A 24335-nucleotide genomic window follows, 5' to 3' on the forward strand; every position below is an offset into this window, starting at 1 on the left:
CGATCCCCTTATCTAGGTGTTCAGCGTCCGGCTTTGCGGCGCTGCTTGAGGGTGGCGCGGACCTCACGGTCGTCCTCGGCGGCCCTGCGGGCGGCGGCGGCCTTGCGGATCCCGTACCCGAAGGACGCGACCTTGACCAGCGGGTTGGCCGCGGCGGCGGACACGACGGTGACCAGGTTCGCGACGTTCGCGGTGACGTTCTGCGCGTGCTCGGTCATCGTGTCGACCTTGGCGAGCTGCACGTTCACGCCGTCCAATGAGACCTGAACCTGGCCGAGCGCGGTGTTCACGTTCTCCACGGTCGTGTTCACATTGGTCAGCAGCGGGCCGGTGCGGTCCACCACATCGTTGATCGCACGCGTTGCGGCGTCGACCGTCCGTCCCAGCTTGAGAATCGGCACGGCCAGCACGAGCACGAGCATCAGGAAAGCACCCGCCGCAATCAGGCCTGCGACTTCTCCGGGTTCCATGTAGCGCGTCTCCTCTTCGGGTGGTCACGGTTCGGCGGGACAACGCAGGTGACCCTACCGTCCGTGACCACCACGCGCGTCACGACGCCTCGGGTGTCGGATCCAAGAGGGGATCATCGGTCGGCAGCACCGCGTCCGGCTGCACCCCGACGAGCCCAGGATTGGTGTCCGCCTTGCCCCGCTGATCCATGACCGTGTTCTGCACCTTGATGCTGACCGTCGATCCGTCGCACTCCTTCGGAGCGGCGTCCTCGGTCCCCTCCGCGAGCGTGACCTGCTCCACGGCACAGCCCGGCAGGCTCACATAGAGGTCCAGAGTCAACTCGTCCCGCCGCCAGCAGGTGTAGGAGCCCTCTTCCTTGTCGATCGCCGTCTCCGGGCAGTCGGCGACCTTCCACTGCGTCCAGCCGGCGTCGGTCAGCGCACCGGTGTAAGCCTTGGCGGTCTCCGCGAACGGCTTCTCCGACACGGCCATCCGCTCCCGGAACCGGCAGTCCAGGAAACACCAGCGGCTGTTGCTCGCCTGGTCCTCCACGTCCTGCGCGGCCCACCCGGGCACGCTCAGCTTGTCGAGCGACGCGAACACCGGATCGCTGCTGATCGCCCGGATTCCGAAGAATGCCGGAAGCACCAGCAACACCACAGCCGCCAGCGTCAACAGCACACCGACACGCAGACGCCGTTGCGTACGCATCTTGTGCCGAAGCTCGGAAAGCCCACCCTCACTCGCGGCCCCTGCGGCGCCTTCTTCACCCCCATGGGGTACGCCCAACGCCCTGCCCGTGGTCCCGGAGGACGCCCGTCCGCCGCCGCCAGAAGCCGCCGGATCCGCGCCGGCCCGCACAGCCCCCGTCCCGTCAGGCCCTGATCCGGCCTGTCCCAGCGCTTCGGGGCCGGCACTCGCGCGGCCGGGCACAGCGGCGCCAGCCCTGATCGGCCCGGTGCCCTCAGGTCCGTTACCGGGGGCCCGCCCGGGAACGGCGACACCGACCCGAGCCGAGCCCACATCCGAGCCCGGACCCTGTCCATCGGGGCTGACAACCGCGCGGCCAGGAACCGCGGCTCCTCCCCGAACGGGTCCCGCACCCGGTCCACCCTGCCCGTCTTGGCCTTTAGTTTCCGGGCCGGCGCCGGGGCGTCCGGGCACCATCGCGCCTGCCCTGGCCTGACCGGTCTGCGGGCCGTTACCGCCACGGACCGCGCCGGTCTGCGGACCAGCAGCCCCCCGCACCTGCGGGCCGGTGCCACCGCGGACCGCGCCGGTCTGCGGACCGCTGGCGCCGCCGGCACGAACCGGACCGGTCTGCGGACCGGTACCGTCCGGTCCGGCGCCGGGCTGTCCCGGAGCCGTGACACCCGCCACGCCCGCACGTGCCTGAGCTGCTTCCGGTCCCTGCGGGCCGCGCCCGGGCGCTCCGCCACGCGCACCGCTGACCGGGCGCGCCTTGCCGGCCCCAGCCCTGCCTGCAGCGGCGCCGGCGGCGGCGCCGAGCGCTCCCGCGGCAGCCGCGCCCATCACTCCGGGTCCGCCCTGGACTCCAGGTCCGGCCTGGACTCCGGGACCGCTCTGGGCTGCTCCGGGCACGGCGGCGCCGCCCCGGGGCGTGCCGGGGCGTTGTGCGCGGCGGCCCGGTACGTTGCGGGCGCGGTCGTTGTCGTCCGCCCAGTTGTCGCTTTCCGGGCCGTCCGGCGTGCTCGCGCGGCCGGGCCGGCGAACCACTCCCGGCTGACCGGGCGCGGCCGTCGCGGCCGGACCCCCGTCCTGGCCGGGCTGCGGCGGAACTCCGGCCGCACCACGCTGGACCCGAGCCGTACCCGGGCGCTGGATCACACCTGACGTGCTGTCCGCCATCGCGCCGGCCCGGCCCGGAAGCGCCGGGGTGCGGGCACCCTCGGGTCCCGGAACCACCGGCGGAACCACAGCGGCGCCGGCGCGCACCGGCCGCCCGTCACCGGGTCCCAGCCGGCGCGGTCCGGTCACACCGCCGGTGCCGGGCTGGTCCCCTGCGTCCTCGGGGCCGCGTCGTCCCGGGCGTACGAATCCGCGCGTGCCGGAGTCCTGACCACCCTCCGGCTCGGCCGCACGGTGGCCGGACCGGATGAACCCCTGCGTACCGGGGTCCTGCTCCGGCTCGGTGGCCCGATGTCCGGGTCGCATGAAGCCGTGCGTGCCGGTGTCCGGCTCGGTTTCCGGGCCGCCCCGGCGGCGCACGAACCGCTGCGCGCCGGTCTCGGTGCCGACCTGGGTGCCCACACGCCGGGCACCCCGGCTGCGCGGCTCCTCGCCGGGCGTCACGATGCCGTAGGAGCCACTGTCCGTACCCACGCTGGCAGCACCGGTATCCGTGCCGCCCTGCGCGCCGTGGCGGCCACGCGGCTCACCCGGCCCGGCAGCGCCTGGCCCCGCCACCGGTCCGGCAGCGCCTGGGCCTCCTGCCGGTCCGGCAGCGGCCGGTCCTGTTACTCGTCCGGGAGCGACTGGTCCTGTTGCCCGTCCGGGAGCGACTGGTCCTGTTGCCCGTCCGGGAGCGACTGGTCCTGTTGCCCGTCCGGGAGCGACTGCTCCCGGGCCGCCGCTGACCGGGGTGGCCCGTCCCGGCGCTGCGATGCGGCCGTGACGGCCGGTCGGCTCTTCGACGTACCCATCCGCTTCGGCCCGCGCCCGCCGTCCCCGGACCGGCGCCTGGCCCTGACCCGGTCCCTGCGGAATCGCACCGGACTGGTGCACGGCAGGGTCCACCGGCGCGCCACCCGGACGGCCGCCGCGCGGAACGGGGCCGGTCTGATAAACGGCAGGGTCGACCGGCGCACCACCGGGCCGGCCGGGACCGCCGTCGAATCCACGCGGGATCGGACCCGACTGGTGCACGGCCGGATCGCCGGGAGCGACACCCGCGCGGCCGGCGCCGGCGTCGAAGTTCCGCGGAATCGGACCCGACTGATCGGCGCCCGCCCGCCCGGCACCGCCCTCGAAACCACGCGGGATCGGACCCGACTGATGCACGGCGGGATCGCCACCCGGCCCGAAACCGCGCGGGATGGCACCGGACTGGTGCACGGCGGGATCGATCGGAGCGGCGCCGGCCTCGTGGGCCCGGAAACGATCACGGGCCGGACCGGCCGGCGACGTGGGGCGGACGCCCGGCTGGGTTCCGCGCGGATCGGGCGCTCCGGGACGGCCGCCGGGAGCGGCACCTCGCGCACCGAGCTGCGGGGGGCGGTTGCCCGGGATCTCGGGCGCGTTGCCGGACGCCGGAATGGGAGCACCGGCGGGCGCGCCGCCCTCGCCATCGATCTGCCGGCGGCCGTGACCGGGCTCCGCGGCCGGACCCGCACCCGGGCGAGCGCCCGGCGCACCGGGCCCACCGCGCCGCGCACCCGCGGGCAGATGTCCCGGCGGCATTTGCCCTGGCTGCATCGGACCGGGCTGCATAGGTCCGGCCTGCATCTGACCGGGCTGCATCGGACCGGGCGGCATCGGTGCGGGCTGCATCGGTCCCGCGGGTCCGGGCTGGCCCGGCATGGCGCCGCCGGAGACTGGGCGCGGCCCGCCCATCTGTCCGGCCGAGGGGCTCTCCTCGTGGCCGGGCAGGAAGATGTCATCGGAGGGAGCGTCGTCCGGGCCGGGCGCGACACGGCCGGACTTGCTGATCCGCCCCTCGCCGGGGAGCGTGCCCGGGCCGATCGCCGAGCGCTCCTCCTTGGCGGTACGCAGATCGTCGAGCCAGCCGGTCTCCTCCTGGGGAGGCGCGGACTCCGGCTCGGCGGGGCGGCCTCGACCGAAGCGCCGGCCTTTCTTACCGCCCACGCCGGTGTCGTCGGGCCGATCGGCACCCCGCGCTGTCACGGCTGTTCCTCCCCGGCGTCGCCGCCGCTGTCGTCTATCCGTATGCCATCGTTTCCGGGACCGTCGGGAGCCGGATCGAAGTCCGCCGACGACTGTGACTCATCGTCGGCTCGATCACCACCCGCCGCGCGGTCCGGCGTACCCGACGAAGCGGTAACCGACCTGGTCACGCCCCGGGTCACGGGTTCGCCGGCGCTCGTGCGCGGACCGGGGCCGAGACCACGCACGATTCTGCGCAGACGCGGCACCCGCTCCCCCACGGCACGTTCGGCACCGTGGTCGGTCGGCCGATAGTAGTCGGTGCCCACGAGATCGTCCGGCGCGTACTGCTGGCGGACCACACCGCGTGAATCGTCGTGCGGGTAGCGGTAGCCGCGCCCGTGCCCGAGCCCTTTCGAGCCCTGGTAGTGCGCGTCGCGCAGGTGCGCCGGAACCGAACCGCCGCGCCCGGCCCGCACATCGGCCATGGCCTCACCGAGCGCGGTGGTCACGCTGTTCGACTTGGGCGCGGTCGCGTTGTGAACCACGGACTGCGCCAGGTTCAGACCCGCTTCCGGCAAACCCACATTCTGTACGGCCGACATGGCCGCCGTGGCGACGAGCAGCGCCTGAGGATCGGCCATCCCGACGTCCTCACTCGCGAAGATCACCAGCCGCCGGGCGATGAACCGCGGGTCCTCGCCGGCCACCAGCATCCGCGCGAGGTAGTGCAGTGCCGCGTCCGGGTCGCTGCCCCGCATGCTCTTGATGAACGCGCTGATCACGTCGTAGTGCGCGTCGCCGTCCCGGTCGTAACGGACCGCCGCCACGTCCACCGCGCGCTCGGCGGTGGCGAGGTCGATCTCTTTCACGTCCTGGGCCAGTGCCGACCCCGCCGCGGCTTCGAGGGCGGTCAGAGCTTTGCGGACGTCGCCTGACGCCAGGCGTACCACGTGCTCCTCGGCCTCGGTGGAAAGGGTGACGGCGCCGCCGAGCCCGCGCTCGTCGGTGGTCGCGCGCCGGACGAGGCCGCGCACGTCGTCGTCGGTGAGCGCCTGCAGCGTGAGCAGCACGCAGCGCGACAGCAGCGGAGAAATGACCGAGAAGTACGGGTTCTCGGTGGTCGCCGCGAGCAGCGTGACGGTCCGGTCCTCGACCGCCGCGAGCAGCGAGTCCTGCTGGGTCTTGCTGAAACGGTGAACCTCGTCGATGAAGAGGACCGTCGGCGGACCGCCGTAGCGGCGCTCACGTTTCGCCGTGTCGATCACCGCGCGCACGTCCTTGACGCCGGCGGTGAGCGCGGACATCGCGACGAATTTCCGATCGGTGGCGTGCGCCACGAGATGCGCGATAGTGGTCTTGCCGGCGCCCGGCGGACCCCAGAGGATCACCGACATCGGGCTGGCGCCGGTCACCAGCTGGCGCAGCGGGGCGCCGGGCGCGAGCAGGTGCTCCTGCCCGACGAGCTCATCCAGCGTCGCGGGCCGCATGCGCACCGGCAGAGGCGCGTCAGCGGCGGGCCTCCCGAAGCCGGCGTTGTCGCCGCCGGCCGGGGCCGAAGCCGGCGCGCCCGGTGGCGCGAGTGAGAAAAGCCCGTCCGTGTCCATCGTCATCGACAGTACCGGCCTCCATGACCCAATCCGAAACTCGCGGACGGCCGGCCGGACAGCCGACAGCCCGGGCCTCGCCGGCAGAACCAGCGGGACCCGGGCCGTGGGGCGGAGCGTGCCGGCGGCGTCAGCCGCGGCCGGGGCGGCGGCCGTAGAAGCGGCGGCCGGACGAGCCGGTGCCGTTGCCGGCGCGCGGGCCGCTGCCGATGCCGGCGAGGTAGAGCGAGAGCAGCAGCAGGCCGAGTGAAGCCATCGTGGGGAAGTTGAACAGGTCGGGAGCGCCGAAGTTCGTATCCAGCAGATCAGCGAGCAGCCAGATGCCGAAGACAACGGCGGCAGCGATGGCGAGCATCAAGTACCTCCGGGGGGATCAGAGAGCCAGTGGCCTGCTGGTACCCGCGTGGGAGTGCTCCCGAAACCCGTCTTTCGATCTAATCAGATATAGAGGTGCCGCGATGGCCAGAACCACGCCGCCCGCGACGATCGCGGCCTGGGTCCCGGCACCGGCAGCGACGGCGGTCAACACGATCGCGCCGATCGAGAAGCCGGGCTGGCCGACCATCGAATTCAGCGAGAGCAGGCTCGTCCGGAACTCGCCCTCCGCCTGCCGATGCAGCAGGCCGGCGTGCACCGGGTTCGCCGCGCCGTGCACGGCGTAACAGAGCAGGAACGCGCCGATCAGGCCGGCCGGCCCGGCGAACAGTCCCATCCCGACGATCGTGACGCCCTGAACGATCTTCAACGTGAAACCGGCCCAGGCCGGACCGACCCGGCGGGCCAGCAGCGGAACGAGCGCGGCACCGGCCGCCGATGCCACCCAGGCCGCCGAGTTGACCGGGCCGAGCAGCGCGCCGGCCGCGTCCGAACTGGTGACCTCGCTGAGGCGGACCGCCATCAGCTTCTCGAAGGTCACCATGCCGAAGCTCCAGAAGAACTCGACCGCCAGGAGCGCGAGCACCACACGGGAGCCACGAGCCAGGCTGAGCGCCCCGCCGATCGCCGCCGGCACGCCACGGGCCGATGCGACGAACGCCGCGAGACCACGGGCCGGGCGGTCCTCGGTCATCAGGAGCGCCACCGCGATCGTGCCGATCACGCTCATCCCGAGAGCGACGAACACCGGCACGGTCAGCGCGCTCACCGATCCGATCGGGCCGAGCCAGACCAGGCCGCCGCTGAGCAGTGCGGCACCGGCGATGGCGAGACCGAGCACCACGCCGCTGCGGGACAGGCCGCCCTCGATGTCGGCCTCGGGATCGGCAGCCAGGGCATGATCGACGTACCACGCCTCGAGCGGGCCGCTGTCCAGCGCGCGGTAGATCCCCTGGAGCAGGTAGACCGTGGCGAACAGCGCGACCGTGTCGGCGAACGTCCAGATCGCCAGTGCCCCGACGTTGACCAGCCCGGCGATCAGCAGCACCGGCCGGCGGCCGACCGCGTCGGAGAGGCCACCGGTCGGCAGCTCCAGGACCAGGACTGTGATCCCCTGGATCGCCGCGACCGCACCGACCTGGGCGATGCTGAGCCCACGCTCGAGCGGCAGCAGCACCACGACCGGGATCGTCAGCCCGACCGGGAACCAGCGCAGCCCGAGCAGGAACAGATAGCGGAAGCGAGCCTGCTCGACGGTCATCGCGATCCCTCCTGCGCCGGCGCGGCCGGCTTCGGCAGCGCGGCCAGATAGAGGCTGACCGGCTTGGCGCCCGGCCCGGGCTCATGCCGGGCGTGCCGCTCGACCACGGCCTCGATCTCGTCCATCAGGGCGCGCACCTGGGTGGGATCGAGGTTCAGCATGTAGTCGGAGAGCCCGCCGGTGTCGCGCCACTCCTCGCTCTCCGCAGACACCGCGCGCTGCCAGGCCTCGGCCAGCTCGACGAAGCGGTTGACCTGGAACGTCTCCAGCCACACCACGGCGGCCCGGGCATCCGGGTCGTCGTCGTACCCGGTGCGGCTCCAGCTCGACATCTCGTGCACGGCCCGCCACCAGCGCTGGCGCCCGCTGCCGGCCCGATCCTCCTCGGCGACCAGGCCGACCTCGGCGAGCTGTCGCAGGTGATAGCTGGTCGCGCCGGTGTTGGTGTCGAGGACCTCGGCCAGCTGGGTGGCGGTTTTCGGGCCCTCGCCGCGCAGCCGGCCGAGCAGCTGGATCCGCAGGGGATGAGCCAGCACACGGATCTGTCGATGGGTGAGTCGTACCTGACTCAGTTCGTCAGCCATAAATGCACAATACTTATGCATAGAGTCTGTGCACAAGTTCTGTGGATAGATTTCAGTGGATGAGCCGGCCGGAGGTGTTCAGGCTTCACCCGTACCGTCTGGCCTGGATCTTGATCTGGCTCTTGATCTCTGGAAAAAAGAAGCCGGACCAGCTCGGGCAGCGAGCTGGTCCGGCGTCCCGGTCGGCCGGGAATGCGTTAGAGATCAGTTGGAGTGCTGGACCGGAGCGGCCTGGCCGTCCGTGCCCGGTGCGCCGGCGGCAGCCTTCGGCTTGGCGTCGATGCCGGCTTCGAGGCGCTGCTGCGTGGTGATCGGCGTCGGCGCGGTGGTCAGCGGGTCGAAACCGCCGCGGGTCTTCGGGAACGCGATGACCTCACGGATCGACTCGTTGCCGGAGAGCAGCATGCAGGTGCGGTCCCAGCCCAGCGCGATGCCGGCGTGCGGCGGCGGGCCGTACTTGAAGGCTTCGAGCAGGAAGCCGAACTTGTCCGCGGCCTCGTCCGGCGTGATGCCGAGCAGGTCGAAGACGCGGCTCTGCACGTCGGCCCGGTGGATACGGACCGAGCCGCCACCGATCTCGTTGCCGTTCACGACGATGTCGTAGGCGTACGCCAGAGCGCGGTCCGGAGCGGTCTCGAAGTTGTCGATCCACTCGTCGTTCGGCGACGTGAAGGGGTGGTGAACGGCGGTCCAGCCACCGTCGTCCGTCTTTTCGAACATCGGAGCGTCGACCACCCAGCAGAACGCCCAGGTGCTCTCGTCGATCAGCTTGGCGCGCTTGGCGATCTCGATCCGGGCCGCGCCGAGCAGTTCCTGCGCGTCGCGGCGCTCGCTCGCGGCGGCGAAGAAGACGGCATCGCCCGGCTTCGCGCCGACCGCGTCCGCCAGGCCGGACAGGTGCTCGGGCGACAGGTTCTTGGCGACCGGGCCCTTCGGCTCACCGGTCTCGGCGTCGAGCACGACGTACGCGAGACCGCGCGCACCGCGGGCCTTCGCCCAGTCCTGCCAGCCGTCCAGTTCCTTACGCGTCTGCGAGGCGCCGCCCGGCATGACGACCGCACCGACGTAACCGCCGGCGTCGATCGCACCCGCGAACACCCGGAACGCGGTGCCACGGAGGTATTCGGTCAGCTCGACGAGTTCGACGCCGTACCGGAGGTCGGGCTTGTCGGAACCGTAGCGGTTCATCGCGTCGGTCCAGGTGATCCGCGGGATCGGCAGCTGCACCTGGTAATCGGCGAGCTCGCTCCACAGCTTGGCGACGATCTCCTCGCCGAGCGCGATGATGTCGTCCTGCGTGACGAACGACATCTCGATGTCGAGCTGGGTGAACTCCGGCTGGCGGTCGGCGCGGAAGTCCTCGTCCCGGTAACAACGGGCGATCTGGTAGTACCGCTCCATGCCGGCGACCATCAGCAGCTGCTTGAACAGCTGCGGGGACTGCGGCAACGCGTACCACGTACCGGGCTGGAGGCGGACCGGGACCAGGAAGTCGCGGGCGCCCTCGGGCGTCGACCGGGTCAGGGTCGGCGTCTCGATCTCGTTGAAGTCGCGGGCGTGCAGGATCTCGCGGGCGATCTGGTTGGCGCGGCTGCGCAGGCGCAGTGCCTTCGACGGGCCGGACCGGCGCAGGTCGAGGTACCGGTACTTCAGCCGCAGGTCGTCGGCAGCGGTGATCGTGTCGTCGATCGGCAGCGGCAGCGGGGCCGCCTCGGAGAGGACGACCAGCTCGCTGGCGACCACCTCGATCGCACCGGTGGCCAGCTCAGGGTTCTCGTTGCCGTCCGGGCGGGCGTTGACCTCGCCGACGACCTTCACGCAAAACTCGTTGCGCAGGGCGTGTGCGTCTTCCTCACGGAACACGACCTGGACCACGCCGGAGGCGTCACGGAGGTCGACGAAGATGACACCGCCGTGGTCGCGCCGGCGGGCAACCCACCCGGCGAGCGTCACCGTTGTGCCGGCGTCACTGGCGCGCAGTGTGCCGGCGTCATGGGTACGGATCACGGAAATGTCTCCTTACAGAGTTCGCGGGGCGCACCCGACATTCTGTCAGGCACGCCCCGCGCTGCGCGCCACGGGTTAGTCCGCGGTCAGGCCGGGCCGGTTGGTCCGGTCAGGCCGGGCCGGTTGGTCCGGTCAGGCCGGGCCGGTTGGTCCGGTCAGGCCGGGACCTTCCACGACGTGGCTCGCAGGCCGGCGGTGCCGGTGCCGCCGACGTCGATGATCTCCACAAGCGCGAGCACCGCCGGCACTCCTGCGGTCAGCACGCACAACGCCGTCCCCCTCTTCACCTCCACGTCGGCACCCGGCCCGAGCGGGCTCGTCCGGATCGCCCGCAGGCAACCGGCAGCATCAGCGTCGGCGTTGTTCCGCTGGCTGCCTCCCTGCGCCCCGGCCCCCAGACTCAGCCGGGGCGGCTCGTCACCGCACCGGCTGTCGTACCGCAGGTCAGCCACCGCCTCCTGGGCGTCAGCCCGCGGTTCGTCCAGGTCCAGGAAGATCACCGCCGAACAGCCGACCTGCACCCGGAGCGGCTCTTTGGCATAGGCGACCGGGTACTCCTCGGGCTCCGGAGGCCGGTCGACCGGCACGGTGGCGACCGGTGCCGGCTGATGGGCCATGTTCTGCCCGGCCGCCCGCCAGGAGAAGTAGCCGGCCACCGCCGATATCAGCAGCGCGAGCACGCTGATCACAACGGCGACAACGACGGCTGCGCCGCCGCGTCGCTGGGCGGTGGGTTGCGGTTTGACCGCATTGAGCGGCTCGGTGGGCCCTTCCGGGAAGAGAGATTCACGGGTACGGGCATCGGTGTCACGAGTCCGCCAAGGCCGATCGTGACTGGTGTGAGCGGCGGGCGTTCCGGGGTTCCGTGGGCTGTTCGAATGCTCGGCGGTCACCGGCGTCCCCTGGGTCGGCGCGTGGGCTGGCGGGCGGGTCGGCGCGTGGGCTGGCGGGCGGGTCGGCGGGTGGGTCGGCGGGTGAGCTGGCGGGTGGGTCGGCGCGTGGTGGACAGGTATGTGCTGAACGGGCGCGCCCTGGATCACGGTGTGTCGTCGGGGATAGGGCGAGTTCTCGGCAGGGAGGTTGGGATTCGCGGGCGGGTTGTCGGCTGCACGGAAAGCGGGCATGGCAGACTCCGGCGGCGCATAGGGGAAAAAGCATCATCGACGCTTGACCAGCGTAAACAGGCATTATCTCGATGAACCATCCCCCGCCGAGGCGACCCATCGCATGGATGATTTCCCATGCCCGTTCCGTCACCCGACCCAGCGGAGCAATCGACCAAGCCGTCATCCACAAGCAGGAGAATCCACCGCCGTCACGCGAACGGCACCTCCCAGCCGACGCCGCACCGCCCTACCCTGCGGATCGACCTCCATCAGGGCATGACCGGCGTGGCCGGGTGCTTGCCGTGAGGCCGCGCCCCTATGGTGCCGCCTCCTATGAGGCCGCACTCCTATGAGGCGCGCGGAACCAGCCCTCGCGCAGGACTGGCACCGCGGTGCTCACGCCAGCCGCGGCGGCCACCTCCACATCCGCCCGGAAGCCACCGGCGATCAGCTCCCGTCCGGAAGCCGTCTCCGCCACAGCACCCGGCAGATCACCGGCAACCGCGCGATAGGCCGCGACCGCCGCACCCGCCTCCGGCGAGAACCCGGCCGCCGGCTCACCACTCCCGCTGAGGAAGTGCAGGAACGCCCCAGCTCCCCACAGGTCCTCGACCGCCGGGCGCAGCGAGCCGTCCGGCCACCGCTCCCCCGCCGCGACGACGGCCACGGGCTGGCCGGCCGCTTGTTCCCGTACCCACGCGGCGGCCGCACCCGCGTTCCGCAGGCTGACCCCGACGACCGTGGCGCCCGTCGCGGCGAGACCCGCCGAGATCGCGGAGCCGTTCGGCGACGGCAGCACCAGCCGATCGATCCGACGCCGGGAAGCGGCCTCCACGATCGTCGCCGGCGAGAGGCTCACCTGCCCCGGCCCGGCCGCCGAGCGGCCCACCGCCAGAACGGCCTGATGTCGTGCCGCCGCCTCGGCCGCCGAGTCGTCCCGCCAGGGGTACGGCAACACGGCGGCTCCCTGCTCGACCGCCACTGTCAGCGCGGTCGTGAACGAGAGCACGTCCACCACCGCGACCAGAGCCGCCCCGGGCGCGATCGCCGATGCGCCGACCGGCCCCCAGTCGAATCGGACCTCGTAGTCGCCCTGCCCGAACACCATGATCACCGTCCTCGGAAGACCTCAGAAGACCTCAGAAGTCACAAGTCAGAAATAGGTGTGCAGAACATCGACCACCCGCCGGTCCTCGTCCACCACCGGGATGTCACGCCACTTGTCGAACGCTGTACACGGATGCGAGATCCCGAAACGGATCAGGTCGCCGGGAATGAGCTCAGCCCCGTCCAGCTCCAGGTACGTGTGATGGTCGTTCAGCTTCGTGACCCGGACCCCTGCAGCCGGCCGCACCGCCCCGCCGGCCGCACGGACCTCGAGTGGCACCGGCAGCCCTTCGTCGAACGGCGCATCCCGCTTACCCATCCCCGCGATGGCGAGCCCCGGCTCCGGCGCGGACACCACCTGCGCCCAGATCTCCAGCGCCGCATCGAGCGGCCCCTCCTCCGGCACCCGGACGAACGGAGTCCGTTCCCGGTAGAACCCGTCGTCGTGAGTCACCGACGCCCCACTTCTCACGATCACCCGGACCTGCGGGCCGAGCCGGCCGAAACGGTCGATCACCCGGTCGAACCAGGCGCTGCCGCCGGCCGAGACCCATGGTCGCTCCGCGAGCAGACCCGCTTTCGCCAGGCGCTCCACCCCGTCGACAAGCCGGTCGAGGTACGCGTCAACCCCGGCTTGATCGGGCAGCTGCCCTTCGTAGCCCGTCACACCGACCAGCTCAAGACCCGGCGCCGCCGCAACCGCCTGAGCCACCGCTTCCAACTCGTCCAAACTGCGCACCCCGGTACGCCCACCCGCGTGCCCGAGTTCCACGAAGATCCGCAACGGCCCGCCGGTGACGGCCGCCGCCTCGACCCCGGCGACCGAGTCGACCTGGAAGTAGACCTCCCACCCCGCGCCGGACTCCCGGGCCAGCCAGGACAACGCCGCCGGATCGAGAACCTCGTTGGCGATCAGAACCCGCTCGACCCCGAGCCGCCTCAGCACCAGAGCCTGGTTGGGCGTCGCCACGGTCATCCCCCACGCACCCGCCCGGAGCTGAGCATCGAGCAGACCCGGCGCCATGGTCGTCTTGGCGTGCGGCGCGAAGTCCACCCCGTGCCGCCGGCAGTACGCCGCCATCGTGGCGATGTTCGTCTCCACTGCCGCACGCCGCACCACCAGGAGCGGCCAGGTGAAGCCGCCGCCGAAGATGCTCGGCTGCTCCTCCGCGATCCGCTCGGCGCTCCAGGTCTCGTCCGGCGACCAGAACCCTTTGCTCCGCCAGTCGATCGTCACCGTGGCCTCCACTCGCTCGTCGGCGCCGGGCGTTGTCGCCGGCTGCGAAACTGCACCCCGTGGTCGAAATTCCGCTCCCCGCATCCTTCACCCGTGCGGTCGAACAATCCTGGGGCCCGGCCGGACGGCGTTGGCTGGGCGTGCTCCCCGCGCTCGCCGAGCAGGTCGCCCAGGACTGGGAGCTGACGCTCGACGGCCGGCTCCCGCTGAGCATGAACTGGGTGACCCGGGCACGCCGGGCGGACGGCACTCCGGCGGTGCTCAAGATGGGCGTACCGGAAGGTGGTCATCTGGCGGACGAGGCCGCCGCGCTGGGGTTTTTCGCCGGGCGCGGCGCCGTCGCCGTGCTGGCGCGCGATGACGCCCGTGGCGCGCTCCTGCTGGAGGAGGCCCGGCCGGGCACACCGGCGACCGCTCTGGTACCGGCTGACGACGAGGCGGCGACCGCCGCGCTGATCAGCGTGATCCGCAGGCTGCACCGGCCCGCGCCCGAGAGCATCAACCTGCCGGAGCTGGCCGGCCGGATCGCATCGTTCGAGCAGCACCTGGACCGGTTTCCCGGCGACGATCCGCTGCCGCGGAGTCTGGTCGAGCGTGGCGCTCAGGTTTTCGCCGAGCTCTGCGCCACCGCCACCGAGCGGGTGGTGCTGCACGGCGACCTGCATCACGACAACGTGCTCGCCGCGGACCGGGAGCCGTGGCTGGCGATCGACCCGCACGGTGTCGTCGGCGACCCCGGTTACGAGGTCGGGGCGCTGCTGTACAACCCGGACCCGCAGAGCCCCGACGACGGCGTGCTCGACCTGCTCCCGGCCCGGATCGAGCAGCTCGCCGACGGTCTCGGCATGCCCGCCGAGCGGGTGATCGGGTGGGGTTTCGCCCAGGCGGTGCTGTCCGAGGTGTGGACGTTCGAAGGCTCCGGGAAGGACCACATGCGCTCTCTTCGCGTGGCGCATCGGCTGCTGCCACTGCTGCCCTGATCCCGCCATGCGCCTGATCACGACCGATCCGCCCCGCGCAAAGCGGTGGCCGGCCCGCGCAGGGCAGCGGTCATCTCGTGCAGCTCGGCCAGGCGATCCGCTCGGGTACGCGGATTGCCAGGCGCGTCCGGCCGCCCGTCCCACGGCCGGGGACCGGTGAGCGGCCGGTAGTTCACCCCGAGCGCGTCCAGCCGGGCCAGATGCGCCGGCAACCGCGCCGAGAAGCCGGCGAAGTCGCGCTCGACCGGCCCCCACACCGCCTCGGCGAACGCGCACAGCCGCGGAAAGACCTGGTAGTCGACTCGCCGGGTGGACTCCATGTGCTCGGTCCAGACGTTGGCCTGCCCGCCGAGGACCAGGGCGGCCTGCTCCGGGGTCAGCCCATCGGGAACGGGCTCGAAGGCATACACCTCGTCGAGCGTCAGGCGGGTGCCGACCGGCGTCGGCTCACCCGGGTCGTCGGACTGGCGGTAGTCCAGGTAGACCGAGGTATCGGGACAGGCAACGACGTGGTGACCGGCCCGAGCCGCGTACGCCGTGGGCTCGACCCCGCGCCAGGCCGCGATGACCGAGCCCTGGGGAGCGCCGCCCGCCAGGATCTCGTCCCAGCCGTAGAGCCTGCGGCCGCGTTTCGCGAGGTGCCCGGCGAGTTGCTCGGTGAACCACCTCTGTAGCTCGTGCGGGCCCTGCAACCCGGCCTCTTTCACACGGGCCTCGGCCACCGGGGAGTCCTGCCACTCGGTGGCCGGGCACTCGTCGCCACCGATCCCGATCACCTCACCGGGGAAGAGGTCGCAGAGGTGGTCGAGCACGTCCCGGCAGAAGTCCAGCGCCTCGTCGCCGACGTTGAGCACGTGCGAGGAGATGCCCCACGACGTCCGGACCGGGCCGGCGAAGCCGTTGCCGAGCTCCGGGTACGCGGCGATGGCGGCCTGCATGTGACCGGGCATGTCGACCTCAGGCACGACGGTGACGAAGCGGGCCGCCGCGTACGCCACGATCTCGCGCAGGTCGTCATCGGTGTAGAAGCCGCCGTGCGGCCGCCCGTCGAACCGCTCGTGGCCGCGGGCCCCGAGCATCGACTCCGGCCGCCAGGCGCCCACCGACGTCAGCCGGGGACGGCCCGGCACCTCGATCCGCCAGCCCTGGTCATCGGTGAGGTGCAGGTGCAGGACGTTGAGCTTGTGGAACGCCGCAAGATCGATGAAACGCAGCACGTCGGCCACCGGCATGAAGTGCCGGGCCACGTCGAGCATGACGCCACGCCAGGCGAAACGGGGCACGTCGGTGATCCGGCAGGCCGGGATCCGCCACGGGCCCTCGGCGACGCGGGCCCGGCGTAACGTGGCCGGGGGAAGCAACTGCCGCAGCGTCTGGGTGCCGTGGAAGACGCCCGCCGGTGAGCCGCCCTCGACACTGATCCTCCCGGGCGTGACCACCAGCTCGTAAGCGTCGGCGGGGATCCTGGTGTCGAGACTGAGCAGAATCCCGCCGCTGCCGCCTCGCAGCTCGCAGCCGGTGGCCGGCCCGAGGGAGGCGCGAAGCCCGGCGGCGATCGAGTCCAGACCGGGCCCGGCGTCGAGAGCCGTGCCGGCGTCGAGCACGAAGAACCCGTCATCAGCTGCCAAGAGACCGGCAGGCTGGGGAATCAGGTTCGTAAGTGGTTCGATCATGACGCCTCCTTGACCAGGCGAGCGCTTTGGGCCACGATACAACGAACCACTTACGAACCACCAGGGGGCAAGCGATGGTGATCGGACTGGTGCTCCACACCGGCCACCGCGCTCGATTCGCCGAGGCGGCGCGCACGCTGACCGGCGTCGAGTTCACCTGGGCTGTCTACGAGCACGAGGAGCAGATCCGCGACCGGGTCCGCGACCTCCTCGCGTCCGAGGAGCTGGAAGGCCTCTTACTCGGCCTGGTTCCCTTCGCCCGCTCCCGCGACCTGATTCCCGCGGGCCTGCCCGTGGCCGTCACCCGCTCGGCCGCGCTCGACCTGGCGCTGGCCTGGGCACGGGCCCGGGGCAACGGCTGGCCGGCCACCCCGGTCAGCATCGACACCTTCACCCACGAGGCCGTTGCCGAGGTCGCGTCCGCACTCGGGCTCGATCGCTCGGCCATCGCCACCCTGCCGTTCGACGCGGACCAGCCGGTCGACGAGGTCGTGGCCTTCCACCGGCATCAGCTGGCAACCACCGACGCGCGATATGTGATCAGCGTCCGGACCGGGGTGGCCGCCGCCCTCGACGGTCAGGCCGCCGTCCTGCACGCCCTCGCCACTCCCGGCACCATCCGCGCCGACCTGCACGACCTGGTCCTGCGCATCCGCCGCCGCCGCGCCGACGAGCAACGGTTCGCGGCCGCCGTCTTCCGGACCCCCGAGACCGGCACCCGTGCCGCACTCCGCCGAGCCCTGCAGGACGTTCCCGAGCTCGCCGACGCCTGGATCGAGGAGCACGGCCCACGGGGTGTCGTCGCCTTCGCGCCCGCCGCCGTCTTCGAGACCCTCACCGAGCACTGGGTCACCACTCCCGTGCGCTGGCACAACAGCCCGGACGACGAGGCCGGCGGGCTCGAGGCGGTGGCCGGTTTCGGCATCGGGCCCTCCGCGCGAGGCAGCGTGGCCCTCGCGGAGCAGGCCGCCGACCGCGCCGAGCAGGACGGCGCGACCTCGGCCTACCTGATCACCGACGACGGCGTGATGATCGGCCCGATGGGTTCCGGCAGCACTCCCCTGACCTACACCTATCGCGGGCACGGCGGCCTCGAGACGCTGGCCGGCCGGGCCGGCCTCAGCCCGGCGACCCTGTCCCGGCTGGCCGCTTTGGAACGCTCGCTCGGCGGCCGGTCGATCTCCCCGGGCGAGCTGGCGGAGGCGCTCGGCATCACCGATCCGAGCGGGCGCCGCCTGATCCGCAAGCTGAGCGACGCGGGCCTCGTGGTGGCCGGCGGCAGCACGCAACCGCATCCCAAGGGCCGCCCCGCGCGCCTCTACCGCCTGGCGATCGCCCAGGCCCTCGCCGCCGGCGACGACGACTCATCGGGAGGCGATCCGGCATGACCTGGGACCTACTTCTGACCGGCGGCACGCTGCCCGGCAGCAAGAAAGAAAACGAACAGGCCGACCTCGCGATCCACAACGGCCGCATCGCCGCGATCGGTCCCGGCCTCCCCCGCGACGCCCACCACATCACCGACGTCACCGGCCGGCTCGTCACCCCCGGCCTGATCGACCTGCACACCCACGTCGGTCCGGGTTACTGGAGCATCGACCCCGACCCGATCGCGTGGTACTCCGGAGTCACCACCTGGGTGGACGCCGGCTCCGCGGGGGCTTACACACTGGCCGGGCTGCGCCGTGTGTCCACCGAGGCCACGGTCCGGGTGCCGGCCCTGCTCAACATCTCGGCGATCGGCCTGGCCGGGCGCACCGGCGAGTGCCGCGACCTGGCGAACTGTGACGTCGCTCTGGCGATCGACACCATCGCGGCCAACCGCGACCTGATCCACGGCATCAAGGTCCGCATCGACACCGAAACCGTCGGGGCCAACGGCATCGAGCCACTCCGGCGAGGGCTGGCCGCCGCCGAGGCGTGCGGCGTTCCGGTGATGGTCCACATCGGCACGGCACCACCCGCCCTCGACGAGGTGCTCGACCTGCTGCGCCCCGGTGACATCGTGACCCATTGCGCGAGCGGCATCGCGGCGCCGCTCGGCCCGGCCGTGCGCGCGGCCGCCGAGCGCGGCGTCCTGCTCGATCTCGGGCACGGCTCGGGCGGCTTCGCCTTCGACGTCCTGGAGGCCCAGCTCGACGCCGGTCTCCGGCCGTACACGATCTCCACCGACCTGCACGCCCGCTCACTGCACGGCCCGGTCTTCGACCTGCCGACCACGATGGCGAAACTCCTGGCCGCCGGGGTGTCACTCCCCGACGTGATCGCGGCGGCGACAACCCATCCGGCCGCCGCGCTGGGCCTGCCAGGCGGGAAACTCACGGTGGGTGCCCCCGCCGACTTAGCGATCTTCGAGGTACGCGCGGAGGACTTCCCGGTCACCGACGCCCATCGTCAGGTTCGAGTCTCCCCGGCAAGGCTGATCAACCAGGCGACCTATGTCGACGGCCGCCTGCTGACCCCACGGCTGCCCAGCCCGCCCGCGCCGTGGATCCCTCTCACCGACGCCCAGCGCGAAGCCCTGGCCCGCCGCGAGCGCCACATCCGTGACCTGCTCACCACCCCGCTGATCGGGGTGGACGGGCTGGCCGAACAGTTCCCGAGAACCGAACCGAGGAGTTCCTGATGCCCAAGCGCGCTGTGATCACCGACAAGGCGGTGCCCGCCGGCGGCCCGTACTCACACGCTGTCGTGGCCGGCGACACCATCTACCTGGCCGGCGCCATCCCGGCCCTGCCGGACGGCACCCGGGTAACCGGCACCTTCGAGGAGCAGGCCCACTCCGCCTTCCAGAACCTGGCGGCGGTGGCCGAGGCCGCCGGTTCCAGCCTCGACCAGGCGGTCCGGGTCGGCGTCTACCTGCGTGACTTCGCCGACTTCCCCGCGATGAACGAGATCTACAAGCAGTACATCAAGGGCGACCACCTGCCGGTCCGGACGACCCTGCCGGTCCCGCTCGTGGGCTTCGACATCGAGATCGACGCCGTCCTCTACACCGGCGCCTGAAACGCCACTGCCCGGCGGCCCCACCATACTCGTGGCGGGACGCCGGGCAGTTTCGTTTTTCCAGGTCAGGTGGTGCTGGGCCTCGGTTGTGCACGCATCGCACTCCAGTAGGCCAGGCCCTGCGCACCCGACTCGTTTCTCAGCTCCTGAACAGACTCCGTGGACACCTCGTCCGGCGTCGAAGCAGCCAGCTGGGCTTGGCTGGCCGCCTCGTACGCCACCCAGGATTCGTACCCTTCGGGTGCCGCGGCGTTCAGCCCGTCCATCGCCTCGGCGATCCGCTGCGCCAGATCGGTGATCCGGCGCAGCCTTTCCGCTTCGCTGACCGACTCGTCGAACAACGCCACCAGCACGTCGACCGACGCGACGACCGGCAGGTTGAGAGGCGCGGACGCCGCCTCCGCCTGTGCCCGGAACCCCGCCAGGTCACCGACGACCGCAGCCCGCAGCTCCGGTGCCTCGCTGGAACCGCTCAGCTCGCGCCAGAGCATCTCGAGGCCCGAGCCGAAGCTCGGCCGGTCGGTGTTTCCCAAACCCTGCAGCCGGCCGAAGAAGACCGGCGCACCCGAGGTGACCCGCGCCGCGGTCGCCACCGAGAGACAGAATTCCCTGGTGAATTCAGGCATTTTATCGTCCTTCTACCATCTCGCCACGCGGTTCGTAATGAACCTGCCGCCGGTTCTCTCGATCAGAGGCCCGCAGAACTCATCACAGAAATCATTGCTCGCAATAATCAACTGTGGAGTCACGTCCAGGTTCATTGCTTCCACGATCAGCTTGCCTTCGGCGTGATTGCGGCCCAGCAGGAGCGGATTGTCGGAAACCCTCGGCAACCCCGGGTAGATCCGGAACGCCTCGTCGTCAGCTGCGAGTTTCGCAATCTGTGCCTCCGAGATGTTCGACCGCGCACCCACCGCGAAGAGGTCGACACCCTCGACCACGTGGAGACCACCCACGGTACGGAATCGGGCACCGGCACCCATCTGCGCCGTCATGGCGTCCACCCGGGCCTGCATGCTGGCCTGGTTGGGCGTGGAGCTGCCACCACAGTTGTGGACGAGGACCGACTGGTCACCCGCGAGCACATAGTACGTGTGGAGGCTGCTGACCGTCAGGTTGTGAACGACCGCCTGCTCCGTCGTCCACCGCTGCACGGCGGCGACCTGGACGTGCATGCCGGCGCTGGTCCGGAGCCACTGTCCCGAGCTCAGGTCGGTGGCATCGATCCACTGACCCAGCTCGTCGACCCAGAACGGGTGGCCGTCGGTCGCGGTCACCTCCGCGGTGGCCTCACCCCGGTCCCCGTCGGTGTCGATGACGACCTTGACCAGGTGCTTGACGCCCTCACCCTTGATCGAGGCGGTGACCGTCTCGATCCTGGTCTCACCCGTCTCCGGGTCGGTCGCCTGGACCTCGTCGCCCGGCTTCACTTCCTCGATCGGCTTGGTGGAGCCGTCCGCCATGAGCACCTTGGTGCCGGGCGTGAAGCTGTTGCCGATCGGGCAGGAAGCGCCGTCGCCGCCGCCGTCGCCGGCCTTCTCGCCGCCCTTACCGCTGCTTCCGCCGCTGTTGCGGGCGGACCCACCGGAGGAGCCGCCGCCGGAGGAACTGCCCGACTTGGACGATCCGCCCTTGCCTCCGCCACCGGCCGATGAACTCTTCGGCGCGGCCTTGGACTGTGCCTCCCGCTGGACGGTGTTACCCGTCTTCTTGGTGGCCGTGCTGGCCTTGTTGCTGACCGTATTGACCTTCTCGGCGGCTTTCTTCTTTGCCGCCTGTGCCGCCTTTTTCGCTCGCTCGATGGCGAGTTTCTTGGCGTTGAGTGCCGCTGCTTCCGCTGCTCGCGCAGCGGCCAACACCGCTTCTGCCGCCTTCTTGGCAGTTTTCCACGCTGAGATCGCAGCGATCGTACGATCGATGGCCTTGAGTACCGCCGGGATCTTCCCGAGTTTCGCCCAGGGGATCGCGCCGATGATCAGGCTGCCGCAGGCCCACATGTCACCGCCGAAGCAGTTCATCGCGTCGGTGATGCCGATGAAGTCCTTGAGCATCGACCAGGCGGCCGACAGGATCACATCGGTCAGCGACCGGTTCGCGTTGGCCTGCGCCTCAGCGATCTGCGCCGCGGAGAGACCAGCACCGGCAAGCGCCGACGCCAACTCGGACGCGGTCAAGGTGATCGCCAGACCGGACGGGTCCGAATGCGTCACCGGGTTGTTGTGCCCGTACGAATAACCGTTCTGCTGCTGCGGGTCGGCCAGGTCGAGCACCGGGTCCGCGGACAGGAACCGGCCCGCCGCCGAGTCGTACAGACGCGCGCCGAGCAGTGTGTAGCCCGACGAGTCGTCGCGCTGCGCGCCGAGGAATCCGGCGTTGGTGCGCATGTTCAGTGCGAGCGGGGCGGTGCCACGCTCGTTGCCGAACGGGTCCTGCTTGAGGATCCGGAAGCCCATGCCGCTGCCGAGGTTGACCTCGGCATAGGGACTGCCCTGGTGATCGGTGGTGATCGCGTGCAGTGTGGACGCCGCGCCGTTCTGAGCGAAACGGAGCACCGAGCCGCCCGGCACCGAGTACGTGCGCTGGGTGTTGACCAGCGCACCGCCCGGCTGGGTGGTGATCTGGGCCTCGCCGAGGTTCAGTGTGGCCTGCTTGCCCTGGATGCTGATCAGCCGGGAACCGTCAGGACCGTAGATGTAGGTGGTCTGGTCCTGCGGGCCCCACACCTGCCCGGCGTTGCCGGTCGCACAGGCGACAAGTGACAGCTGCGTGTTGTCCGCGGTCGCCGTGATGCACAGCCCGGACGCCACGTGGGTCAGCTGACCCGTGGTGGAGCGGCGCAGCTGCTGAGCGGCCGAGCCGTCGCACTTCTGCAACGCCACCAGAGATCCGGTGGTGTTCGCCGCCGGCTGGACACACCAGGCTCCGTTGTACTGCGAGAGCGTGCCCAGGTTGGCGTCGGTCTGCCCCGCTGTGGCGCGGAAGCTCCACTTCTGCGCCGGGGTGTTGTTGCAGCCCCAGATCTGGACCTTCGTGCCGGCCGCGGCGGCGCCGCCGCTGACGTCGATGCACCCGTTGTTCAGGCCCATGTATGACGTCTTGCCCTTGCCGCCCTGCCCGGAGATCCGCTCGACCTTGCCGTCGAACGTCCAGGCCAGCTCCTGCTTGTCACCGTTCTGCACCGACGTGACCGAGGTGGTCTCGCCGGTCAGCGAGTACAGCCGATCCGCTTCGGCGGTGACCTGCGCGCCGGCCGGGGTGGTGTACTTCTTGGCCACCTTGGTCAGCGTGCTCGGCTGGCTGCCGTCGGCCTTGCCGTAGGTGTACGTGCTGGTGGCGTCCTTGGCGGTCGCCCCGGTGATGTCCTTCTCGACCAGCTTGGTGCGGTTGCCCAGCAGGTCGTACTCGTACTCCTGCCAGTACCCCGCGTTGTCCTTACCGGCGGCGACGTTGACCGCGCCGTCAGTGCCGACCGGACCGGCCGCGCAGGACGTCTGATCCTTCGACGTCCACGCCTTCGAGAGCTGACCGATCGGGTCGTAGACGAAGCACTGCCGCTCCTCGATCCCGACGGACTTCTCCTGGATCGCGGTGACGTTGCCGACGCTGTCGTACCCGTACGAACGGTTGGACACCAGAACGCCACCCACGAGGGTCTTGTCGCCGGTGTTCTCCCGATAGACCTGCTGCTCCTTGAGAGCACCGTCGGCCTCGTCGTAGTTGTTCAGCGCCCACACCCGGTACGGCTGCGCACCCAGCGTCGACCGCATCAGCTGCCCGTACGGCGAGTACGCGGTCTCCGCCCCGTACCAATCCTGACCCGACACCGACAGCGGAAGACCCTCGGCGTTGTACCGGGCAAGAAGCTTCTCGCTCGGGAAGTTACCGATCGCCGGCAGCGCGAGCGACTCCGGAAGACCGGTGTCGGTGTAGCTGTAGCCGTAGCTGTACGAGGTCTTCAGGCCCCACGCGGCGGCGACATCCGCCGGCAGCGACAGAGTGTTGCCGGTCGGCTGGTAGTCGCTGGTGTAACCCGCGACCGCCTGCTTGTACGGCTTGCCGTCGGTGTACCGGGTAGCCGTGGCAGGCATGCCCTTGCCACCCGGGGCCGTGTCGTAGGTGAATTCGGCCCGGAGGTCGGTCAGTTCCCAGCCGAGGTACTGCTTCGTCGGACGAGAGAGGTTGTCGTACTCGGTGACGACCGTGTTCCCCCGTGCGTCGGTCGACGAGATGGCCCGGTCACGGTGGTCGTACGTGGTGCTCGTGGCACCCCGGTTCGGGTCACTCGTCCGCACCACCCGGCCACGCTGGTCATAGGTCCAGGACCAGGCGTTGCCGGCCTTGGCCGCCGAGTTGGTGGCCTTGGCCATCCCACCGCGCGCGTTGTACTCGTACCGCATCGAGGTGAAGCCCTCGGTGGCCGCGTTGTTGAACGTGTCCACCCGGCTGGTCCGGCCCAGAGCGTCGGTGAACACCCGGTACGAAGCCGCGCCCGACGCGTTGCGGACGATCGACCAGTCCTCGCCGTACTCGTACTTCGTCGCCCGGGCGGGCGTCTCCGCGCCGCGCAGGATCGGAAGCTCCTGGAGCACCCGGCCGAGGCCGTCGTAGGTGTACCGGGTCGCGTTCGGAACCGCGATCTCCGAATCCGGCGTGAAGAGATTGCCGGACGGGCTGCCCGCGGTGAAGTAGGCGTTGTTGGTCTGCCACACCTCGCCGGAGCTGTTGTACAGGGTGTCCGTGACCAGACGCCCGCCACCGGTGGCCGGCTCCTGGCTCTGCCGTTCCCGGCCGAGACCGTCGTAGATGGTCACCGAGGTCTGAATGCGGTTCTCGTGACCGCGAGCCTTCGTGACGACGTACGGCGGCTTGCGAATGCCTTCGGCGTCCGGCTTCGGGATGGTGTAGGTCGCTTCGAAGTCCGGGATCGCCGCACCCGCACGGCCCGGCGCCCAGCCCTTGATCAGCCGGCCCAGCGGGTCGTACTCGGCGGTGCTGACGTGCCCGTTGGCGTCGGTGGTCTTGACCGAGGCGGCGCGGCCGGGCTCGAGTTCCTGGGTCTGCTTGTGGCCGAAGCCGTTCTCCTCGGTCACCTTGAA

Annotated in this window: 17 protein-coding genes; 4 read left to right on the top strand and 13 right to left on the bottom strand. The window is 71.0% G+C overall.

The window, feature by feature from the left end; genetic code table 11:
• Positions 1–20: 20 nt before the first annotated feature.
• The 10 genes from B0I29_RS40650 to B0I29_RS40710 all read right to left on the bottom strand — a co-directional run bounded on the left by B0I29_RS40650 (position 21) and on the right by B0I29_RS40710 (position 13580).
• Entirely contained in the window at positions 21–470 is a 450-nt protein-coding gene (locus B0I29_RS40650) for a DUF948 domain-containing protein (RefSeq protein WP_111654509.1), read from the bottom strand.
• Between the two features lie 79 nt (positions 471–549).
• Positions 550–4317 carry a hypothetical protein gene (locus B0I29_RS45440; RefSeq protein WP_146617048.1) on the bottom strand — a complete coding sequence of 1256 codons (3768 nt, stop codon included), beginning with the start codon at positions 4315–4317 and terminating at the stop codon, positions 550–552.
• Positions 4314–5903: a replication-associated recombination protein A gene (locus B0I29_RS40670; RefSeq protein ID WP_111654513.1), complete on the bottom strand. Its 1590-nt coding sequence runs from the start codon at positions 5901–5903 to the stop codon at positions 4314–4316. Before B0I29_RS40670 ends, B0I29_RS45440 begins: the two co-directional genes overlap by 4 nt.
• 130 nt (positions 5904–6033) lie before the next feature.
• Positions 6034–6258 (bottom strand): hypothetical protein, encoded by a 225-nt coding sequence (locus B0I29_RS40675; RefSeq protein ID WP_111654514.1) that lies wholly within the window; start codon positions 6256–6258, stop codon positions 6034–6036.
• A gap of 18 nt (positions 6259–6276) precedes the next feature.
• Positions 6277–7539 carry an MFS transporter gene (locus B0I29_RS40680; protein WP_111654515.1) on the bottom strand — a complete coding sequence of 421 codons (1263 nt, stop codon included), beginning with the start codon at positions 7537–7539 and terminating at the stop codon, positions 6277–6279.
• A complete protein-coding gene (locus B0I29_RS40685) occupies positions 7536–8123 on the bottom strand; it encodes an ArsR/SmtB family transcription factor (RefSeq protein WP_111654516.1) in 588 nt (195 codons plus the stop codon). Before B0I29_RS40685 ends, B0I29_RS40680 begins: the two co-directional genes overlap by 4 nt.
• 204 nt (positions 8124–8327) lie before the next feature.
• Positions 8328–10130 carry an aspartate--tRNA ligase gene (gene aspS / locus B0I29_RS40690; protein ID WP_111654517.1) on the bottom strand — a complete coding sequence of 601 codons (1803 nt, stop codon included), beginning with the start codon at positions 10128–10130 and terminating at the stop codon, positions 8328–8330.
• A 155-nt stretch (positions 10131–10285) separates the two neighbouring features.
• Complete coding sequence (locus B0I29_RS40695) at positions 10286–10819, bottom strand: hypothetical protein (protein ID WP_181558228.1); 534 nt, start codon at positions 10817–10819, stop codon at positions 10286–10288.
• Positions 10820–11567: 748 nt separating this feature from the next.
• A complete protein-coding gene (locus B0I29_RS40705) occupies positions 11568–12344 on the bottom strand; it encodes a 2-phosphosulfolactate phosphatase (RefSeq protein WP_111654541.1) in 777 nt (258 codons plus the stop codon).
• A gap of 45 nt (positions 12345–12389) precedes the next feature.
• Positions 12390–13580, bottom strand: a complete 1191-nt coding sequence (locus B0I29_RS40710) for an alanine racemase (protein ID WP_245973152.1) — start codon at positions 13578–13580, stop codon at positions 12390–12392.
• A 59-nt stretch (positions 13581–13639) separates the two neighbouring features.
• Here B0I29_RS40710 and B0I29_RS40715 point away from each other — a divergent pair, with 59 nt between their 5' ends.
• Positions 13640–14560, top strand: a complete 921-nt coding sequence (locus B0I29_RS40715) for an aminoglycoside phosphotransferase family protein (protein WP_146617049.1) — start codon at positions 13640–13642, stop codon at positions 14558–14560.
• Between the two features lie 17 nt (positions 14561–14577).
• Here the strand turns inward: B0I29_RS40715 and B0I29_RS40720 are convergent, their stop codons facing one another.
• On the bottom strand, positions 14578–16233 hold the full coding sequence (locus tag B0I29_RS40720; RefSeq protein WP_111654520.1) for a beta-N-acetylhexosaminidase: 1656 nt from the start codon (positions 16231–16233) through the stop codon (positions 14578–14580).
• A 74-nt stretch (positions 16234–16307) separates the two neighbouring features.
• Between B0I29_RS40720 and B0I29_RS40725 the strand changes: the two genes are divergently transcribed.
• Genes B0I29_RS40725 through B0I29_RS40735 form a run of 3 tightly spaced genes read left to right on the top strand, consistent with a single transcriptional unit; the run spans position 16308 to position 19239 of the window.
• A complete protein-coding gene (locus B0I29_RS40725) occupies positions 16308–17621 on the top strand; it encodes a helix-turn-helix domain-containing protein (RefSeq protein ID WP_111654521.1) in 1314 nt (437 codons plus the stop codon).
• Positions 17618–18859, top strand: a complete 1242-nt coding sequence (locus B0I29_RS40730) for an amidohydrolase family protein (RefSeq protein WP_111654522.1) — start codon at positions 17618–17620, stop codon at positions 18857–18859. Before B0I29_RS40725 ends, B0I29_RS40730 begins: the two co-directional genes overlap by 4 nt.
• Positions 18859–19239 (top strand): RidA family protein, encoded by a 381-nt coding sequence (locus B0I29_RS40735; protein ID WP_111654523.1) that lies wholly within the window; start codon positions 18859–18861, stop codon positions 19237–19239. Before B0I29_RS40730 ends, B0I29_RS40735 begins: the two co-directional genes overlap by 1 nt.
• Before the next feature lie 65 nt (positions 19240–19304).
• Here the strand turns inward: B0I29_RS40735 and B0I29_RS40740 are convergent, their stop codons facing one another.
• The gene (locus B0I29_RS40740) at positions 19305–19865 is read right to left on the bottom strand and encodes a hypothetical protein (protein ID WP_146617050.1); all 561 of its coding nucleotides are present in this window, start codon (positions 19863–19865) and stop codon (positions 19305–19307) included.
• Positions 19866–19877: 12 nt separating this feature from the next.
• On the bottom strand, positions 19878–24335 hold a 4458-nt coding region (locus B0I29_RS40745; RefSeq protein WP_181558229.1), incomplete at its 5' end, for a ricin-type beta-trefoil lectin domain protein.

This window comes from Actinoplanes lutulentus (assembly GCF_003259845.1).
GTDB classification, from domain to species: domain Bacteria; phylum Actinomycetota; class Actinomycetes; order Mycobacteriales; family Micromonosporaceae; genus Actinoplanes; species Actinoplanes lutulentus.

Coding starts and splice junctions, on each gene's coding strand:
- B0I29_RS40680 (WP_111654515.1), bottom strand. CDS start 7,539: ATGACCGTCGAGCAGGCTCGCTTCCGCTATCTGTTCCTGCTCGGGCTG.
- B0I29_RS40725 (WP_111654521.1), top strand. CDS start 16,308: ATGGTGATCGGACTGGTGCTCCACACCGGCCACCGCGCTCGATTCGCC.
- B0I29_RS40730 (WP_111654522.1), top strand. CDS start 17,618: ATGACCTGGGACCTACTTCTGACCGGCGGCACGCTGCCCGGCAGCAAG.
- B0I29_RS40650 (WP_111654509.1), bottom strand. CDS start 470: ATGGAACCCGGAGAAGTCGCAGGCCTGATTGCGGCGGGTGCTTTCCTG.
- B0I29_RS40705 (WP_111654541.1), bottom strand. CDS start 12,344: ATGGTGTTCGGGCAGGGCGACTACGAGGTCCGATTCGACTGGGGGCCG.
- B0I29_RS40720 (WP_111654520.1), bottom strand. CDS start 16,233: ATGATCGAACCACTTACGAACCTGATTCCCCAGCCTGCCGGTCTCTTG.
- B0I29_RS40685 (WP_111654516.1), bottom strand. CDS start 8,123: ATGGCTGACGAACTGAGTCAGGTACGACTCACCCATCGACAGATCCGT.
- B0I29_RS40675 (WP_111654514.1), bottom strand. CDS start 6,258: ATGCTCGCCATCGCTGCCGCCGTTGTCTTCGGCATCTGGCTGCTCGCT.
- B0I29_RS40735 (WP_111654523.1), top strand. CDS start 18,859: ATGCCCAAGCGCGCTGTGATCACCGACAAGGCGGTGCCCGCCGGCGGC.
- B0I29_RS40670 (WP_111654513.1), bottom strand. CDS start 5,903: ATGGACACGGACGGGCTTTTCTCACTCGCGCCACCGGGCGCGCCGGCT.
- B0I29_RS40740 (WP_146617050.1), bottom strand. CDS start 19,865: ATGCCTGAATTCACCAGGGAATTCTGTCTCTCGGTGGCGACCGCGGCG.